Below are 19,630 nucleotides of genomic sequence, written 5' to 3' on the forward strand. Positions count from 1 at the left end.
AAAAAATTATGAGTGATTCAACTAAAAAACCAATCATAAACTGCCACGCCCATATTTTTAAAGGAGAACATGTACCTCCTTATCTTGCCAAAACATTTGTTCCTTGGCCATTTTATCGTTTGCTTAGTACTCCGCTGATATTAAAACTGTATAAGCGTAGTGTAAAGGATAGTAATAAAAAATTCCAGGATCCTTATCTAGAAAAAAAGCGAAATAAAGTAATAAGAAAAATTAATCTTCGACGAAATAAATTACTGAACGGTACTTTGTCACTTATTGGATTTGTATTAACGTATCATGTATTGTTTATTATTTTTGAGTGGTTATCTCTTGTTTTTAGTCCTGAAAAGAATGATGTTATCAAATACGGATTGTTATTGAAGGAATGGGTGGAATCCATATACCTTTTATACCCAATAAAAAATATTATATTTAAAATAGCACTGGCCACAATATTGTTTTTGTTTTTTAAAAGTGGTAGAAATTTAATTTGGTTTATTCTTCGTAAAACATTGAAGTTTTTTTCCATTTTACCAGGAAAAATGACACGAGATTTATTAGAACGGTACTTATTATTAGGACGTTTTACGCTATATGAACATCAAACAAGAATCTTTTCAGTAATGAAAAAACAATATCCGCCTCGTACTAAATTTATTGTTTTACCAATGGATATGGAGTATATGGGGGCAGGTAAATTGGATCCTAATTTTTCATATAAACATCAAATGCAGGAAATTGCAGATATCAAAGAAAGAGGAAAACATAAAAATGAAATACTTCCTTTTATATTTGCAGAACCTAGAAGAATCCGAGAAGAACAAGATCATCTTAAATTTACATTTGATAAAGGAAAAGTAACACTTCAGGATTGTTTTATAAAAGAATATATAGAAGATAAAAAATTTGATGGATTTAAGATTTATCCAGCACTGGGATATTACCCTTTTGATGAAGCATTATTACCATTATGGAAGTATGCTGCCGATCGAGGTATTCCTATCATGACACATTGTATTAAGGGAACTATATTTTACCGAGGTGCGAAGAAAAAAGAATGGGATGAGCATCCTGTTTTTAAAGAGACAATTAGATTACAACCTCCAACTTATGGCCCTCTATTATTGCCACAAGTAAAAAATAAAGATTTCTCACTTAATTTTACACACCCTCTAAATTACTTGATACTATTAAAAGAAGAGTTGCTTAGGATTTATGTAAGTACTTGCAGTGATGAAACAAAAAAATTATTTGGGTTTAAAGATTTGGACACAAAATTGGACCATGATCTTTCTAAATTGAAAATATGTTTTGCTCATTTTGGAGGCGAAGATCAATGGAATCGTTTTCTTGAGTTTGATAGATATGGATATAGTAATGATTTACTTAAGAATCCCGATCATGGAATAGAATTTTTATATACAAAAACTGATCAGGAGAATATAAGTTGGAAGAAACTAGAAGATTGTTGGAAGTATGTAGATTGGTATTCAATTATTTGTAGTATGATGTTACAACACGATAATGTATATGCAGATATCAGTTACATACTTCATGATGAACATATTTTTCCGTTACTAAGACAAACTATCAATCACCCTAAGTTAGGAAAGAAAGTTTTGTTTGGTACTGATTTTTATGTGGTAAGAAATCATTCTGCAGAGAAGAATTTGGTTGCTACAACAACTGGTAATTTAACAGTAGAAGAGTTTGATATTATAGCACGTAATAATCCTGCTGAGTTCTTATCTTAATTTGAATTGGAGCCATCAGTGGCATACCATTTAGCGATAGTGTTTTCGGCGGGTTTAAACCTTGGAGAAAAATCTAAATTAGTAGGTGCATTTTCCTTATTTGATCTGGTATTCCATTGCCAGATATATGTTCCAGCAAACCAATCTTTATTCCATAATGTTTCATAAAGGGCTTGATATGCTATTTGCTGTGTCTTGTCAGACTTTTGTTTTGATAAAATACTGAGTGCTGAACCCCATTCCCAAGGTTTGATGGTTGCCGATACTTCACTTTTATATCCTATTTCCGTAAACAATATTGGTTTTTTATGCTTTTTTGATAACAATTCTAACATTTCTACATGTGTCTCCCAACCTTCTTTTACTGTATTTAGATCAGGATTCGAACCCTCGGTTAACGGAAAATATGCTTGGACTCCTATATAATCTAGTTCATTCCAAAAATCGATGAATTCATATTCGTCATCCCAATTTGCTGCATACGTGAGTTTTCCTTTATATATAGTTTTAATTTCTTTTATTAGATCCTTCCATTTTTCCGGTTGGGCCATTAGAGAACTTTTTAATTCTGTACCTATACAAAGTAGTTCCGCGTTAGTTTTAGCAGCCATAGTTGTATAATGTATCATATTTGTGCGGTAAGATTCAAACCAAGTATCCCAATTAGCAACATTGGAATGTTTTACGTTAGATCTCCATCCAGAACTTAACCAAAGGTGAGGTTTTAGCATTATGTGAATATTTCTATCCTTAAGCTCTGTAATTGTATTTATAAATACACTGTCTCTACGAGACCATTGACCAATTTTTTTTGGAGTGCTCATTTTTAATGTTTCCTCGTCTTCTTGGTCTAAAAAAGGTACCACCGCTACCCATTCTATATTGGATCGAACTAAGTTATCAATAGCATCTTTATTATTCTCATTATGATTCCAACCAAATACCGTCATTCCACGATGTTTTTTATCAATTTGATATAAATTCTTAGAAATACCACTATTGTTTTCTAAGGATGAAATCCAGTTGTATTGAAAGTCTTCTGAACTATTTTTGATTATAATAAATTTGAATACTCCAAATAGAACTAGTGCAGGAGTAAATAATTTTAAAGAAAAATGTTTTAGCATCACTGTGGAGCCTTTCTTTTTTTGTATCCGAATAAAATATCTAAGAATTAGGAATAATAAATATAGTATTATAAAAAAGATGTGAATTACAAAAACAAATTTTAATCTTGTTAGCATCTTTCCGAAATATTGTAAAGATTCTGAAAAAGTAAGCCCAGTTAATATTGCGCCTATAACAAAAAGAATTAAGCTCACTAACCAAGTGAAGACATATACTTTAAAAGCTGCAAAAAGTTCGTTTTTCATATACTGAATTACTAACTAAATATATTAGAATAAAAATGCATTGTAATCTTACATAGATCTTAGATGAATATCACTTTTTAAATGTAAATAAATTATAAACTTTTCATAAATTAAGTATTTAAAGTTTAATTAATCGATATTTTAATTAGGTTAACCATCAAACAATCAGCTGTAAATATAAAATAGAAGGTATATGGAGTTGCATAATAAATTTTTGGGAGTACTAATTTTGATTGGAGTCCATTTTGGACAAGCTCAATATAAAGAGAACGATTGGAAAGAAAGAGATACCTGGATGAATGTGTCAAAGATATTGGAGATAGCCGAAATCAAAAAAGGTGATAAAGTGGCAGACATAGGTTGCCACGAAGGTTACTTATCGATTCATATAGCTAAGGAGGTTGGAGCATCAGGAAAAGTTTTTGCAGTAGATGTTAGAAAAGATAGATTAGAGAAGCTAGATGAACATCTGGAGAAACGAAAAATCAGAAATGTAAAAACTATTCTAGGAGATTATAATGATCCAAAGCTACCTGATACTTCTTTAGATGTTGTTTTTATTTTGGATACTTACCATGAAATGGATGATTATAAAGAAATATTAACGCGCGTTAAAAAGGCTTTGAAGCCAAAAGGACAGATTGTACTTATAGAGAAATTTAAGAAGCATATGCTTAATAAATCTAGAGATGAGCAAACGGATGAACATACGTTAGCTATGCGTTATGTAAAAGAAGAATTGGAGACAACTGGATTTACTATTAAAACGCAGATTAAGGATTTTGGTAGATGGAAAAATGAAGAGGATAAGCGAATGTGGATTTTAGTAGGGACTAAATAATAGTCAACAATTGAATCCTGTATTTTAATATAGTGTATTTGCTGGGAAATTTCAAAATAAATAATATAAGATCAACAGCTACTCAATTACATTAGATTTCATCTATCTTTGTAAACGAAATGAAGTTTATTACAATCATATTATCTGTTTTTATATTAGGCTTGGTGCCGGCACCATGTTCTGATGAATTTAATTCAGAGCATCAGGAAGAAATATCTTTTAGTGAAAAGCACGATAATTCTGAGGATACGGATGATTCCTGTCATTCTATATGTATATGTGCTTGTTGTGGGTTAACAATTGCTTATGAATTGCTAAAACAATATAATGTAGATATAAGGACTGTTATCATTTCTAAAGATGATTGTATCTATCAATCAGACTATACTTTTTATTTCTTTCCTAATATATGGCAACCACCTCAAGTGATTAGCTAAGAACTCAGTTGGCTTACGCGAAAATTAGCCATATATCAAATTTGGAGAATTTAAAAAACTAAAGTTTAGAATGAAAAATATAATATGGGGCATACTGCTCTCTATATCAATGTGTGCATATGCTAATGCGCAAATAAATACATTAAAAATAAAGATACTATCAGAATCAAATAATCAACCCCTTGTTGGAGCTACTATTTATTCAGCGCAAATAGAAAAAGGATCTGTGACGGATCTTGATGGTATGGCAGCTTTATATTCGATTCCAGGCGGAATTTATGATTTTACGATTTCATTTTTAGGTTTTGAATCTGTAAAAAGAACCATAGAGATTCCATATACAGAAGTATTAGTTATAAAACTTAAAGAAGACGATGAATCTTTAGAAGAAGTAGTTTTACAATCCAACCGAAGTACTAGAACTATCCAAAGAATTCCTACTAGAATTGAATTAATTGGAGCAGAAGAGTTGGGTGAGAAAAATGCCATGAATGCTACAAATATTTCGATGGTATTAAGAGAAAGTACCGGGATACAAATGCAGCAAACATCATTAAGTAGTGGGAATTCTAATATTAGGATTCAGGGGCTTGATGGGCGATATACGCAGCTATTAAGAGATGGCTTTCCTTTATATGGAGGATTTTCTAGTGGTTTGAGTATTATGCAGATACCACCTTTGGATTTAAAACAATTCGAAATTATAAAAGGAAGTTCTTCTACGCTTTATGGAGGAGGTGCCATTGCAGGATTGGTAAACATGATCTCGAAAACCCCTGAAGAAGAACCTGACTTAGATATTATGCTTACACAAACACACGCATTAGGAACTACAGGGAATGTTTTTTATAGTAAGCGAAATAATAAATTTGGAGTTACTTTATATGGGTCTGGTCATTATCAAAAGGAATTTGATCCGGAAGATGATGGGTTTAGTAATTTACCAAGAACAAAATCGGTATCAATTAACCCAAAATTATTTTATTATCCATCAGAAAAAACTACTTTTTGGTTTGGAATAAACGGAACATATGATGATAGGATAGGAGGTGATATAAATGCAATCAGAAATAATGGAAATAGTAATTTGTACACAGAAGAAAATATTTCCAAACGTATTAGTACGCAAGCTATATATACCACAGAAATAGATACTATACGTTCATTAAATATAAAAAATAGTTTTGCCTATTTTAATAGAAATCTTATTGTTCCAAGCCTAAATTTTAAAGGAAATCAATTCAATTCTTTTACAGAAATAGCTTATAATGAGCAAGGATTAAGAGCTGATTGGATTTTAGGTGTAAATTTATATACAGTAGATTTTGATGAGGAATCCACTACCTCAGAACGTGACCAAAATGATATATCAGCTGGACTGTTTATAAATAACATCTTTGATATTACTGATAACTGGATAGTAGAGACAGGTTTTAGAGCAGATTATGCAAAAGACTGGGGATTTTTTCCTTTACCAAAAATATCGCTGCTATTCAAAGCGAATAATTCATTTTCAAGTAGGATAGGAGGGGGTTTAGGTTATAAAATTCCGGATATTTTTACAGAAGAGGCTGAATTTATTAATTTCAATAATATATTGGCTATTGATAAAGATGGTTTAGAAGCTGAACGTTCTTATGGTGTAAATTTGGATTTTAATTACGACACTTATTTAACTAATGAAATAGGGTTTTCAATAAATCAATTGTTTTATGTAACGGCTATTCAGAATGGTTTATTACTGACTGATACTACAACTGGTTTTTTTGAGTTTGAAAATGCGCAAGATGATATCGTTAGTAAAGGAGCAGAGACTAATATTAAATTCACATACAAAGATTTGAAATGGTTTCTTAATTATGCTTTTATTGATACTCGCTTAAACTATCTCAATGGTAATCCACAAAAGCCATTAACAGCAAGGCATAATGCTGGTAGCGTAGTGATGTATGAAAACGAAAAATGGAGAATAGGTTTTGAGACTTATTATACGGGTAAGCAATTACTTTCTAATGGAACAAAAACTACAGATTTTGTTTTAATGGGGTTATTAGGAATGCGTAATTTCGGTTGGGGAACTATCTTTGTTAATTTTGAAAATTTCACAGATAGAAGACAAAGTAGATTTTCTCCATTAGTATTACCTCCAACCAATGATCCTACATTCACAGAAATTTATGCTCCAGCGGATGGTTTTATATTTAGTGCCGGTATCATTATAAAGCCTTTCGGGCAAAAAGAACATCATTAAAGGTATAATATAGGATACCTTGTTTATTAATAACAAGGTGTCCTATAAGTTTCGAGCTCTTAAAGATTAATCTGAATTTTTGTTTAAGTATAGTTGTATCTTAATCTTATATGGATTATAGTGTATTTTTGTTAGCTGTTTCAAGTCTATAGCCTACCCCGTGGACGTTTATAATTTTAACCTCCGAATCTTTGCCGAGTTTTTTTCTTAATTTAGAAATAAACATATCTAGACTTCTGCCTACAATAACACCATTATCCTCCCATACTTGTTTGATAAGTTGTTCTCTTTTAACAATCTGATTAGGATGTTGCGCAAAAATAGCTAGTAGTTCACTTTCTTTAGCTGTTAAGGAAATTTCAATTTGATCTTTGTTTAACTTCTGTTGATCCGGATAAAATATAAGTTTACCCAAAACGATTTGGTTGGGCGAAATTATTGGATTATTTTCTCTATGTCTCTTTTTGAGTAAGGTAGTACTCGTTATTAGAATAATAAACAATATTAATAAAGAAAAGGTATATATATTTCCCATCGCACTATATAAAGAAGAAGTTTCTTCTTTGAGCATAATAACCCGGATAGTGTAACAGCTTGCTGGAAGCTTTCTGCCAAAGCATGAAATTTCATTATTTTTTAATGGCCCTAATATTTGATAACTATATGATATTTCATTGGTTTCACAATGAATTACTTCGGTAATATAATTGTCCGGGAGGCCTGTTTTTTTTAATTCTGCATCAATAATTGTTACTAACACTTTTGGATCAATTGTTAACTCTTCCTGAAATGACAATTCAAATTTATAATCAGAAATCTCTTTTATCGGTAATACAAGAGATGTAGGGTCATTGTTCTTTAATAACAACTGGTTTCCAACAGCTCTTAAAGCTATCTTAATTTTTTCCGTATGAAATAAATCTTCTTTTGGAGAAAAGCTATGGATCGTCATAACGCTCATCAATAAGATGATAACGGTTATTAGTATTTTGAATTTATTTTTCACGTAAAAAAGTTTCTTATTAACAAATAACGAAAAATTTACAATTCCTATACACTTTTTTACAATTGATTTAGCATTGTAGAATAGACTCCGAATTATTTTCGTCTCAACTAAAATTTAAAATATAAAATAGATGAAAACTAATGTAAGAATTCAACTTAATAAATTGAATATCAATATTGTTAAAATATATATAAGTATACTTGTACTTATGGTATTGTTTGGGTGTTCTAATAAGACAGACTTTACTATTACGGCCTCAGGACTTCAATACAAAATAGTAAAAACTGGTTCAGGCCCTTCAGTTGTAAAAGGTGAAGAAGTCCTTATTCATGAAACCACAAAATACATTAATGATTCTTTGGTGTATACTTCTAGAAATAGACCAAGTCCTCTTAAGGTTTTGGTAGGAGGTAATCAAGTTATAAAGGGAGTAGATGAGGGTTTACAGGGGATGAAAATTGGAGAAATACGTAAACTTATTGTACCACCATCTTTAAGTAAAAGAACCGGAAACGTTACTTTTCCGCATCCTGATTCTACATTACTTTATGAAATTGAATTAATAGATATTGTAAAAGAGAAAATAGTACCTAAAACTGTTGATGGCAATATTTTGAAAATTAACAAAGAGAAAAGTATTCTGAAATGGGAAGGATTCGATAAACTTCATACAAACGGACATTATGGAACTGTTACTTTCCATAGTGGCGAATTTTATGCAAAAGAGAATAAAATTTTTGGAGGTGAATTCTTAATTGATATGAATACTATTATAAACACTGATGGAGATTACAGTGAGTCTCTTGTTGATCACTTAAAAAACGCTGATTTTTTTGAAACAGAAAAATATCCCATGGCTACACTCAAAATAATAACCATTAAATATATTGATGATTCTAATGTATCAGTACTGGCCAATCTAACTATTAAAGATATGTTACAACCCGTGGAGTTTGATGCTCGTATAAGCTATAACGAAAATAAGTTAATCTTTACTTCAAAATTTACAATTGATCGAACACTATGGAATATAGTATATGCATCTGGTAGTATTTTTGGTAGTTTTGGTGATAATTTGATATCAGATGAGGTACAGTTCGAAACCTCTATATTCACGGAATAATGGGCTTTTAATATTCGATTTTATTCATTAGAAAACAAATTGTAGAAAAAAAATAACATATTTTATGATAAAAATTCTGCAAAAATGCATAAAAGGAAGTAGTTTTGCAGCCCTAGAAATGAGAAAATATGTCGGATACCACTACAGAATTACAAGAAAAAAAAACAGGTAAGGATTTATATAGTTATCAAAAAGGAGCGATTAATAAGATTTTTAAAAGTTTTGAAGATGCTCGTGAAGATTACCATTTGTTATACCAATTACCGACCGGAGGTGGGAAAACAGTTATTTTTTCCGAAATAGTAAGACAATATCTTAAGCATCACAATAGAAAAGTATTGGTGATGACACATCGTATAGAATTGTGTAAGCAAACATCTAGGATGCTTACAGGGTTTGGTGTTGATAATAAAGTAGTTGATAGCAAAGCAAATCTGGATGATCAGGATAAGTATAGTTGTTTTGTAGCAATGGTAGAAACATTAAACAATAGACTTACTGAAGGTAAGTTAGATATTTCGGATATTGGCTTAGTGATTATTGATGAGGCACATTATAATTCTTTTACTAAGTTATTTAAATTTTTTGAAAAGTCTTTTGTTTTAGGAGTTACAGCTACACCGTTAAGCTCTAATATAAAATTACCAATGAAAGACAATTATGACGAATTAATTGTTGGTGAAACGATAGAATCATTAATTGAGAATGAATTTTTGGCGCGGGCAGATGTATTTGCATATAATATGGGATTAACTTCTCTAGAAGTTGGGTCTAATGGAGATTATACAGTAAAATCTTCAGAAGATTTATATACCAATAGTACGATGCTTAGTCAACTATTACAAGCCTATGAAAAACACTCTAAAGGAAAGAAGGTATTGATCTTTAATAATGGTATTAACACCTCATTACACGTATATGATACGTTTAGATCTGCGGGATATCCTATTGCGCATCTTGATAACACAGCTACTAAAAAACAAAGAAAACAAATTCTTCAATGGTTTAAGGAAACACCTGATGCTATTTTAACTTCTGTAAGTATTTTGACTACAGGGTTTGATGAACCTACGGTAGATACTATTATTCTAAATCGAGCAACAAAATCATTAACTTTATATTATCAGATGATCGGTCGTGGGTCTCGTATATTAAAAAATAAATCTACATTTAATGTTATTGATCTTGGAAATAACTATCATCGGTTTGGACCTTGGGGAGCAGATTTAGATTGGCAGAAAATATTCAATTCTCCGGATTATTACATGGATAAACTCCTTAATGATGAGGATATAGAGGATAAATTTAGGCATGAAATGCCAGAAGAATTAAGAGTTGAGTTTGCTAATTCTGAAGAAGTGTATTTTGATATTAAAGAGACCTATAAAGATTCTGTTAGAAAAGGGGAGTCTTCTAAAGTTGTTTTAGAAAGATCTATAGCACAACACGCAAAGATTTGTATAGAGAATAGCGAAGATGTATATGATGCCATAGCTTTAGCTAAAATGTTAGGAGATGATATAGATCACAGAATACAAAGTTATGCTAAATGTATAAGTAGAAGTACCTATAATTTTTTATCCTGGTTAAAGGATGACTATAGGAAAAAGCTGAATGCTTATCTAAGAGAAAATTTTGATGTAAAATTCGAAGAAATTCACGGTAGACCTCCTGAATAAATTATAATCGTTTATTTTTATTCTTTTGGGAATTTCCAGGCTACAAATCGACTTTGCTTGTTTCCTTGAGACATCTCTACTGTTTTGTGAATCGTTTTTAGTTTAGTAAGCTGTTTGTGAATTTTTGGTAAATTATCTTTTTTGGATACTAATGAAGTAAACCAGCCTACCTGAGTTTTGTAATTTATACTTTGTTTAATCATTCGTTTAATAAACAAAGCTTCTCCACCGTTACACCATAATTCGTTAGCCTGTCCACCAAAATTTAATACTAAAGATTTGCCTTTTGAGCTAATTGCAGACAAATTTCTTAATTTACGAAGTGCACCTTTAGTAGCTTCTTTTTCTGATGAATGAAAAGGAGGGTTACACATAGAAAAATGATAATATTCATTAAGTTGAATGACACCTTCAAAAATATTAGCATTATTTTCTTGATGTCTTATCTCAATGTTGTTCTTTAAATTAGGTGTCAAATCTACATTAGCTTGTGCAGCAGTAACTGCAGTCCTATTAATATCGACACCAACCATTTTCCAGTTGTTTATCTGAGTTCCTAGAATGGGATAGATACAATTTGCGCCAACACCAATATCTAGCCCGCTTATTTGATAACGAATAGGATCTTCTTCTAATAGATCAGCAATATGATGAATGTAATCAGCTCTTCCTGGGATAGGAGGGCATAAATAATCTTTTGGGATATTCCAGTCATTTAATCGATAATGATGCTTTAAAATAGCTTTATTCAGTTCTAGGACAGCTTGGTTGTTAGAAAAATCAATACTTTTTTTTCCAAATGAATTTATAAATACATGTTTTGATAATTCTAGATGTGCTCTTGTTAATGTATTAAAATCGTAAGAGGAATTGTGAAGATTTTTTGGGTGCACAATAGAATAGATTATAAAGCTGTAAATATACATAATATATAAATGGCCATAAATATCATTTTTAAAGATTACAGTGTTTTTTTCTATAAAATAATTGAATATTTTTCATATTCTAAAACATAACAAAGCATTCAATTTTCGATTATATTAACTATAATAACATGAAAAAAAGTGTTAAAATGGAAATTCTATTAAATATTTTATCTTTTTTTCGATAAAAAGTAGATAAATATCGACGAAATAACAGTTAGTATTGTTAAAGTTTTCTTAAAAATAATGTTAAATAGCCTATTGTGATCAAGTTAAATAGGTTTAATATAACAGTATTTTTATTACGTTTTTACCGTAATCAAAATATTTTAACCCAAAAACCTCATCTATCCGCATACCTTTCGTATCCCTATTTCATATAAAATTTAAGCAATTTTTTAACATTTTCAATTTAACATTTCATTTTGGTAATAAACTGTAAAACAATACTATAAACTATTCTTGCATAATTACGATTAGGGGGAAAACACCCTGTTTAAAAGTTGGATATTTCCCTATATTTGAACAAGTTGATCAACATACACAAATTATTTCTTATTTTTTTAATAGTCTGCTTTGAAAAGGGTTACTATGAAAAAAGCTTAATTAAACTCATGAATTATTAGGGGAATTTTTAGTTTTTATTAATGATAAAAAATGAAATTTCAACTAATTGTTTACATCAATATTGCATAGTGAGTATAAACCAAAATGATTGAGCCATGAAATTTATAAAAATACTATTAATACTATCTGTTTTTCTTTCTTGTACAACTGAAGATGATTTTGTTCCTTTTCAAGTGGAACAGGTGTTTTCTGATAATTTAGACAAAGTGATAAAGGTAGATATCATCTATGTACAATCTTCTTCAGGTCATTGTTCATATAATCTGAACGAAACTAATTTTATCCACAATCTTAATGGTAATTTTTTTCATAGATATGGTATTGGTTTAGAAAAAGGTGTTATCAAAACGATCATCAATGATGAACTATATGATTTACGTGATAACAGAGGACAAGAATCAAGTGTTTTTTTAACCGAAACACAGGATTCTTATGACGAAAATAGATTGAGTATTTATATAATTAAGAGAGCTCATACGGTTGCTATTGCAGGTATAGGAAAAGATCAGCGAGCATTGATTACAGATGAATTTCTGGAAACAACTACGGTGCCTCACGAAATAGGTCATGCATTGGGCTTATTTCATTATCATGAAGAGGGAAATATCATGGGGCAAATACGTCCTCATATGAGAAAAGAATTCACAAATACTCAGACCGATAGAATGAAAAATACAATAACTAAAATAGTGGGTATATAAAGAACCCACTGCGTTGCCCCAATCATTTGAATTATTTTATGTATTAAAAGTGTCAAGTCGTTGAATAGCAACCATAATTTATGCTGTTATTTTTGACTGAAGCTAAACAGAAAGAGGCTGACTGATAGTGTACCATTTGTATTTCTTTTCATGTGGCCTTTTTCTAAATGTTTGTGTAGGAAAAAAAAGACATAAAGGTTTTGAATTTAAGTAAAAGTGACAAGATTAATTTTGATAGACAAACTGAAGATTATCTTATTATGACTAAGATAGTCGAATAGTATTTTTAATAACTTAATAAAACTCATTATTGAATGAATAGAATCTCGCCTTTTAGTCCCTTATTGAAAAGTAAGATTTTACCTTCGATTTTAAATCAAAATTAATGCTGATGTATTTCAATTGATAATAATTTCAAACCCCAATCAGTATTCTAATTTATTTAGACATCCCCTTTTAGTAAGTTAGTTATTCTTTTAAATTATTATTAGAGTAGCTGTGTATAAAGTAAAATCAAACAGGTTGTAATTTTTACGTTGTAATCTGTTTGATTTTTTAAATTTAAAAATAATCTACATAAACACTTAAGGTAATAATTATTCCGTGTTAATTTGGTTGTTAGTACGATCTATTACATATGATCAAAAGATCTAATATAATACCATAGAAATAGTAGAAATAAGAAAGGATAAAAGAGCTCTTTGATTACTATTGAGTTTCTTTATAAATCAAGAGTAGCGTACGAAAAAACTTATACTTTAAGTTTATTTTATTATACAACGGAAGGAAATACTATGAATGAAATAAGACCATGTTTAAGAAAAAAAATTACAAACGAACAGGTAGATATATTGAAAAATAATCGAACCTTATTAGGAAGTGATCATTTTTTTTAAAATTAGGATGGTTGATTGAGTGCAGATAAACTGCATTTAGTTAGCTATTTGTAATACGACTAAAAGTTTAATTTAGTTTTTTAACTTCCTACTCGAATTGCTTCGAAAGTTTTAAATAGTATACCCTTATAAGCTCTTATATAGCATAAATCCGTATTGCTTGGGTCAATCCATACTTTTACAGTATATGTTTTTCCACTGTCCGCATTATAGATAGTTCCACCAGACAATTCTCCATCTTCAAAATTTAGGTCGTTAAGAATATCGATTCCTAATAGTTGACGTTGTCTAAGAGTAGGATTAGGATTTTTATTATCTAATCCATTAAGGTTTGATATGGGGTGTTCTGCTCGTTTATTAATTTTACCAAAAAAACGATCTCCATTTTTATAAATCTCAATTATAGAGCCACCTTCTATACGCCATTTACCGATATAAGTTTCGGGTTTTATCGACGAGATACAAAGAGAAGTTAAGAAGAGAAAGAGCATTAATCTCATGAAAAAGAATGTGTTATTTAGATTAGTTTTCTTTGGAAATATAAGTATAAAAGTTTGATTTTAGTTTTATCTCAATCAATTATGCTAAATATCTCTTGATTATTCCATCGAATATAATCCAGAAAAAATACAGCTTACCATTTCTATAGAGCAGCTGCAAAACCAATCATTATAACATTTAAGTGAACTACGCTATTTATTTTTATCTATGATATCCTTAATATCAACTTCCATATAATCAGCAATTCTTTGTAGTCGTTCAAAATCTTTAGCCAGATTTTTTCTCTTTACTACATAATCTCCTGCTTGCGGACTTACTCCCAAAGTTTTAGAAATACCGTATACCGTTTTTGCTCCTTTGCTTCTTTTTAGGAGCCTTTTCAAATTCTTATTTATCATAATTCAAACATACATGTATTTTTTGAATATTCAAATAAAATTTTATTAAAAAAATATTTGTATAATCAAATTATATATGTATATTCGTCAGAACAAATCCAAAAAACATCACTTATGAAACTCCTTATTATTACTACATTGTTCTGTGTATCTTTTAGCTATGCAACAACAAATCCGAGAAACGAAAAAGAAAAAGTTGAAAAAGAGAAGAAGAGTGGTAAAGAAGAAAATTCATTAGTTTCCAAAAATTTTCATTCTGTAAAAAAATGGAAAATGACAATTGAATATACCAGCGGAGAAGTGATTTCTAAAACAATTACCTTAGATCAAAATTCATACGTTAGTCCAATGGAAAGCGCATTTATTGAAGCGGAAAAATATATGAAAACATTAAAAAATGTAAAAAGTTATAATGTGTCTCCGGTTGCAGGCAACTCTTTTGTTTTGTTAGCTGGAAACTGAAAACCTCAAATGAGTCTCGAAACTACTACTGAGATGATATACCTACTTTGATAAAAAAGGCAGTTAATTAGACTGCCCTTTTTAATTTATAGTAAATCTTAATGAATACTGTTGATTAATACTTTCTTTATTAGATCCGTTTTTGATTTCCTTATCAAATAATCGACTTAGATTATTACCTGCTAAATCTTCAATTTCCGGATTACATAAAATTTGATAATTACCTTTTTTCCAAGGTTCTTTTGGTTGGAAAGAAAGTATAGTTTCTTGCTCTAATAGTTGCCACATCCCTTTTACTTCTAGCGTATTACTATCGACTATATTAATATTATCTTGGAGGCTACCATAATCCATGGGTTCACTACAATGAACTAAGAGCTTTGAAATAGAATTGATTTTCGGAATATCTATTTTCCAGTCATCTATAGTTGGTTTTATGCGATCCGTATTTCCTATATTGAAAGAATGTATAAAATCTTTTTGCATAGAAATCCCATTACTATCTTTTATATCCTTTGTAACTATTAAACGATAGGTATCTTTATTAAAAACACGTCCTAATTGTTTATTTGGACCTAGACCTCGTTTTTGTCTTCCAGGTTCTATCCATAAGGTTAAGAGTTTTCTATCATTAGAAATAAGTGGGTTTTCTAATGGAAGTATAGTTCTCGATAGTGTATCCCCTGCTAAGTTGATAAATCTTATGTGATCATATACTGAAGCAGTGTTAATTGGTTTTGAAAATCGGATATATAATTTTAAAATATTGGAAGGTAGGATAGGAGTCGAAGGATAGACTTCTGTTACCGAGAGAGATTCGTAGTTTTTGGGAATTGTTAGTTCAAAATATTCTATAATATGATTATATACTAAAGTGTATTTTTGATTCCATCCAAACGGGACTATAGGTATAAATAGAATTCCTTCATTTGTCTGAAGGGTTTTTCCCAGAACTGGAGTAGAAGAACCTAGCTTATCCTCAGGGATCTCACCTATAAATGCGACAATTCTTTCTTCTGATACGTTGCCTTTTTTTATAAGAATTTGGTTTTTAGTAACAGTAAAATCTAGCGATGACTGCGCTTGAGTTACTTGTATTAGACTTATAAAAACTAATAAAATCTCGAAAAAATTCTTCACAATAAAGTTTCAATAAAAAGAAATGAGTTGTGCGTTATGAACCTAATTATTTCACCCACCAACTATTTCCTGTTTTTAGTGCTAAATTTCCATTGGATTCTCTTTGTACCATAATAAAACTATCACCTAGTTTATCTAGTTGTTGTACATTAACAAATGGCAGGTTTACATAATCTACACCAACGGCAGCTCCTTTTTTAACAACAGGTGTGGTAAGAGAGCCTTTATATGCTTCGAGGTCTTTAAAATCTATTTTCATTAATGGTCTATTACTATTAGCAATAAGTAAATAACGATTTCCTTCGTTTTCAATCTCAATCATATCTATTGGAGAGTTTCCGCTTCCTAGTTCAGCAACAGTTCTACCTTTATTGTGTTCGCTAGGTTTAATTTCATTCATCGGAAAAACTACTAATGGAGTGCACGTATAGCTAGCAACTAGGTGTGGATTTCCATTAATATCAGTTGGGATAAATGCTTTTATTGGAGCATGAGTCTCGTATTTTCCATGTGCAGCGTGATAAATTTCTAACGAGCTATAATTTTGTTTTTCACTAAATGGAAAATCAATTGATCTAAATGTAGAAGCAAACTCTTGATTACTCAAACCAGATAACAACACTTTTCCTTCTATATATTTAATATCAGCCACGGCCCATTTACGTAGTTTTCGGCCTCTACGATCTTTTGCTTCTTCGGTTACGGGATTTATTAAAATTGTTTTACTATAAGAAACATTATCAAGGGGAACCTGCTTTAGTATATTATCTTCTACTCTTAGTAATATAGGAACTCCTGAGCTGTGATTGATAGATAGGTAGATATTGTCATTACCTGGATTAACCACCATATCCGTAATCTGTATCTGATCGATGGTAGTACCCATCATATCAGCTATTAGTTTATCTAATTGATCTAATTTCACTTTAGAATTATCTATTTTTGGATGTTCACTAAGATCTACCGCTACAATCTGGGCGGCATTACTGTCGCCAATAAAAAGAATACCTTCAGGACCAAACGTCATTTTGTGAATAGAAGTAATGCCTGGATTTCCGGTTTTGAAATTTGTTTTTAATGAAGAATTTGCTTGAGCATTATTAACAAAAAAAGATAAGATCAATGAAATAATAAAAGAGGTGAGTGTTTTCATGATTTGTGATTTATGAATAGATCAATAGTTTTAAAAGTAATAAAAATGAATAATTCTTAGAGTTAAATAATTGCCAATACTGTAGTTGATATCGAACCTAACTGATGAACATCGAGTAACTTTTTGCTTATTTTTAGTCTTTTGAAATATTTGAAACTGGAAAAAAGGATGCTATTTCCCGGTTCATATTATCATTACTTTTTATTAATTCAATTCTTCCTCACCTACAGGCTCACTAGCTGTAGATATTCTAGAGTTGTTAAATCCATGGTCATTATTGAAGTATACGTAAATTGGATTTTCATTTCGTAACATGTTAATCAAATGTTGTAATTGATTGTAATGATAAAAGAAACTATAATAGGAACCGGATTGTTTAGCAACAGGAAGAACTGCATTAAGATCCTCTCTAAACCTAACCGAGCAGGTTTGTTCACTAGATCCTCCTAGAATTAAATTTGTTTTACTTGTACTTCTGGAAGACTAATTATAATACGTATACGTTTGAACTTGAAAAGATGATTGCGCCATAATTATTTATTTTTGTATAACGCAATTTATATTTTGTTAGCTCAAGTATAAAGAGTTCAATAACTGATAATTAGTAGAAAAAAGGCCCTTTTATTCAATTTAAAATAACTGCTCTTTAACTAATTCATAGTAAGTAGCGCTTACTGGTATTTTTATTTCCGATAAGAAAAGATCTTTTCCTTTTAACGAGGTGACTTTATGTTTATTGATTATAAATGAACGATGAACCCTCATAAAAGAGCTATCTGGTAATGTTTCATTAAGAGATTTTAATGTTTGATGGCTCATTACTTTTTTATTGATTGTATTAAAAACAACATATTCGCTATCGCTTTCGACATAAAGAATGTCGTTATATTTAATTTTGTACAAATCATATCCTGATTTAATGGTAATGGTCTCTTCGCCATCTACAGATGTAATATTTTTTTTAATTTTATTCACAGCAACTAAAAACCGATTAAAAGTAATAGGTTTCAGTAAATAATCTAATGCGTTTAATTCAAATCCTTCTAATGCATATTCAGAATAAGCAGTTGTAAAAATAACTTGTGTGGATGAAGGAATTATTTTTGCGAAATCAGTGCCTTTTAATTCTGGCATTTGAATATCTAAGAAGACTAGATCTACAGGTTGTTTTTTAAGCGATTCTATAGCCTCAATAGGGCTTTCGAACGAGCCAACTATATCAATAAAATCTAACTTATTGATATACGTTTTTAGAAGAGCTCTTGCTAATTCTTCGTCATCTATTATAAGGCATTTAAACATTATCAATAAATTTTATGTTTAACATAATCTCAAATATTTCTTTAGATTCATTAATTTCTAATTGATGTGATTCTGGATATAATATACTCAATCTTTTTTTAACATTTTCTAATCCAATTCCACCAACATTATCTTTTTGTATCTTTTCTTTTGGAATACTGTTCTCAATCTGAAATACAATATTTTGTGATGTAACATTAATTCTGATATGTATATAAGAACCATTATTTTTCTCAATATTACTATGCTTAAATGCATTTTCAATAAAAGGGATGAATAGCATTGGAGCTATCATCAAATTATTGTCAGATACATTAAAATTTGTTTTTATTGGATATGATTTACTGCTTTTTAGCGAAAATAATTTGATGTAATTTTCGATATAAGTAATTTCTTTTTCGAGAGGTACTAAAGGTCGTTCACATTCATATAAAACATATCGAAGCATATTGGATAAATAACTAATGCTTTGTTGTGTTTTATCAGAATCCATTACTGAAAGTGCGTAAATATTATTAAGAGAATTAAATAAAAAATGTGGATTAATCTGTGATTTAAGAAGTTTAAGTTCAGTCTGAAGGTTTTCATTTTTACTCCGGATAGTTTCTTCTTCTTTCTTTTGTGCAAAAAGGAAAGTCTCTATAAATGTAGCAATTACATATGAAATGGTTAAAAACAATAATGTAATCAAAAACTTGGATGGAGGTCTTCTAGGTAAACGTCTGAATTCTTCAACCGGAGGCATTCTTGGGGGAGTAAATAGATTAGAAGAAATAAATGTGCATATACCAATCGCCGAAATAGAGATTACTAAAAAGAGTACATATTTTTTCTTAAATAAAAATTTCTCTGCAAGATAAAATATAAGGCCTGCTATAAGAAAAACCTGAAAGCTGAACATTAATAAGTTTTCTATAAACAATCTACGATTACCCACTTGACCCAATGATAGAATTATCCAGACAGTTAACCATAAAAGTATTTGAAAAAAAAATCTTTTTGATGTACTCATATTGCAAATTAATGAAAAATAAAGTCAGTGATTTTGTAAAATCCAATGTAA

17 protein-coding genes are annotated in these 19,630 nt (G+C 30.0%); 8 read left to right on the top strand and 9 right to left on the bottom strand.

Annotation, left to right across the window (positions count from 1 at the left end):
* Positions 1-8: 8 nt before the first annotated feature.
* Positions 9-1,754 carry a hypothetical protein gene (locus Q0921_RS02120; protein WP_299252577.1) on the top strand — a complete coding sequence of 582 codons (1,746 nt, stop codon included), beginning with the start codon at positions 9-11 and terminating at the stop codon, positions 1,752-1,754.
* Here Q0921_RS02120 and Q0921_RS02125 read toward each other — a convergent pair.
* Complete coding sequence (locus Q0921_RS02125; RefSeq protein ID WP_299252580.1) at positions 1,751-3,127, bottom strand: hypothetical protein; 1,377 nt, start codon at positions 3,125-3,127, stop codon at positions 1,751-1,753. The two genes, Q0921_RS02120 and Q0921_RS02125, sit on opposite strands and share 4 nt — an antisense overlap.
* Positions 3,128-3,320: 193 nt before the next feature.
* Between Q0921_RS02125 and Q0921_RS02130 the strand changes: the two genes are divergently transcribed.
* The 3 genes from Q0921_RS02130 (at position 3,321) to Q0921_RS02140 (ending at position 6,656) form a co-directional block, all read left to right on the top strand.
* Positions 3,321-3,968 (top strand): class I SAM-dependent methyltransferase, encoded by a 648-nt coding sequence (locus Q0921_RS02130; RefSeq protein WP_299252583.1) that lies wholly within the window; start codon positions 3,321-3,323, stop codon positions 3,966-3,968.
* A gap of 119 nt (positions 3,969-4,087) precedes the next feature.
* Complete coding sequence (locus tag Q0921_RS02135; RefSeq protein WP_299252586.1) at positions 4,088-4,405, top strand: DUF6660 family protein; 318 nt, start codon at positions 4,088-4,090, stop codon at positions 4,403-4,405.
* Between the two features lie 70 nt (positions 4,406-4,475).
* On the top strand, positions 4,476-6,656 hold the full coding sequence (locus tag Q0921_RS02140; protein ID WP_299252589.1) for a TonB-dependent receptor: 2,181 nt from the start codon (positions 4,476-4,478) through the stop codon (positions 6,654-6,656).
* A 115-nt stretch (positions 6,657-6,771) separates the two neighbouring features.
* Here the strand turns inward: Q0921_RS02140 and Q0921_RS02145 are convergent, their stop codons facing one another.
* The gene (locus tag Q0921_RS02145) at positions 6,772-7,662 is read right to left on the bottom strand and encodes a response regulator transcription factor (RefSeq protein ID WP_299252592.1); all 891 of its coding nucleotides are present in this window, start codon (positions 7,660-7,662) and stop codon (positions 6,772-6,774) included.
* A 130-nt stretch (positions 7,663-7,792) separates the two neighbouring features.
* On the opposite strand from Q0921_RS02145, the gene Q0921_RS02150 reads away from it, so the two are divergent.
* The gene (locus Q0921_RS02150) at positions 7,793-8,785 is read left to right on the top strand and encodes a YceI family protein (RefSeq protein WP_299252595.1); all 993 of its coding nucleotides are present in this window, start codon (positions 7,793-7,795) and stop codon (positions 8,783-8,785) included.
* Between the two features lie 128 nt (positions 8,786-8,913).
* Complete coding sequence (locus Q0921_RS02155; protein ID WP_299252598.1) at positions 8,914-10,464, top strand: DEAD/DEAH box helicase; 1,551 nt, start codon at positions 8,914-8,916, stop codon at positions 10,462-10,464.
* A gap of 17 nt (positions 10,465-10,481) precedes the next feature.
* On the opposite strand, the gene rlmF is transcribed toward Q0921_RS02155, so the two are convergent.
* The gene (gene rlmF / locus Q0921_RS02160) at positions 10,482-11,357 is read right to left on the bottom strand and encodes a 23S rRNA (adenine(1618)-N(6))-methyltransferase RlmF (RefSeq protein ID WP_299252601.1); all 876 of its coding nucleotides are present in this window, start codon (positions 11,355-11,357) and stop codon (positions 10,482-10,484) included.
* Between the two features lie 752 nt (positions 11,358-12,109).
* On the opposite strand from rlmF, the gene Q0921_RS02165 reads away from it, so the two are divergent.
* Positions 12,110-12,715 (top strand): matrixin family metalloprotease, encoded by a 606-nt coding sequence (locus Q0921_RS02165; RefSeq protein ID WP_299252604.1) that lies wholly within the window; start codon positions 12,110-12,112, stop codon positions 12,713-12,715.
* 976 nt (positions 12,716-13,691) lie between these two features.
* Here the strand turns inward: Q0921_RS02165 and Q0921_RS02170 are convergent.
* Together Q0921_RS02170 and Q0921_RS02175 are read right to left on the bottom strand one after the other, a co-directional pair.
* A complete protein-coding gene (locus Q0921_RS02170) occupies positions 13,692-14,111 on the bottom strand; it encodes a DUF2147 domain-containing protein (protein WP_299252607.1) in 420 nt (139 codons plus the stop codon).
* 192 nt (positions 14,112-14,303) lie between these two features.
* The gene (locus tag Q0921_RS02175) at positions 14,304-14,495 is read right to left on the bottom strand and encodes a hypothetical protein (protein WP_299252610.1); all 192 of its coding nucleotides are present in this window, start codon (positions 14,493-14,495) and stop codon (positions 14,304-14,306) included.
* A 129-nt stretch (positions 14,496-14,624) separates the two neighbouring features.
* Here Q0921_RS02175 and Q0921_RS02180 point away from each other — a divergent pair, with 129 nt between their 5' ends.
* A complete protein-coding gene (locus Q0921_RS02180; RefSeq protein ID WP_299252613.1) occupies positions 14,625-14,972 on the top strand; it encodes a hypothetical protein in 348 nt (115 codons plus the stop codon).
* An 81-nt stretch (positions 14,973-15,053) separates the two neighbouring features.
* On the opposite strand, the gene Q0921_RS02185 is transcribed toward Q0921_RS02180, so the two are convergent.
* From Q0921_RS02185 to Q0921_RS02200, 4 genes are all read right to left on the bottom strand, one after another.
* Entirely contained in the window at positions 15,054-16,112 is a 1,059-nt protein-coding gene (locus Q0921_RS02185; protein WP_299252616.1) for an Ig-like domain-containing protein, read from the bottom strand.
* Positions 16,113-16,158: 46 nt separating this feature from the next.
* Positions 16,159-17,265 (bottom strand): hypothetical protein, encoded by a 1,107-nt coding sequence (locus Q0921_RS02190; RefSeq protein ID WP_299252619.1) that lies wholly within the window; start codon positions 17,263-17,265, stop codon positions 16,159-16,161.
* A gap of 630 nt (positions 17,266-17,895) precedes the next feature.
* Positions 17,896-18,567 (bottom strand): LytTR family DNA-binding domain-containing protein, encoded by a 672-nt coding sequence (locus Q0921_RS02195; protein ID WP_299252622.1) that lies wholly within the window; start codon positions 18,565-18,567, stop codon positions 17,896-17,898.
* A complete protein-coding gene (locus Q0921_RS02200; RefSeq protein WP_299252626.1) occupies positions 18,560-19,579 on the bottom strand; it encodes a sensor histidine kinase in 1,020 nt (339 codons plus the stop codon). Before Q0921_RS02200 ends, Q0921_RS02195 begins: the two co-directional genes overlap by 8 nt.
* Positions 19,580-19,630: the final 51 nt, after the last annotated feature.

The organism is uncultured Aquimarina sp. (genome assembly GCF_947496855.1).
Taxonomy (GTDB): domain Bacteria; phylum Bacteroidota; class Bacteroidia; order Flavobacteriales; family Flavobacteriaceae; genus Aquimarina.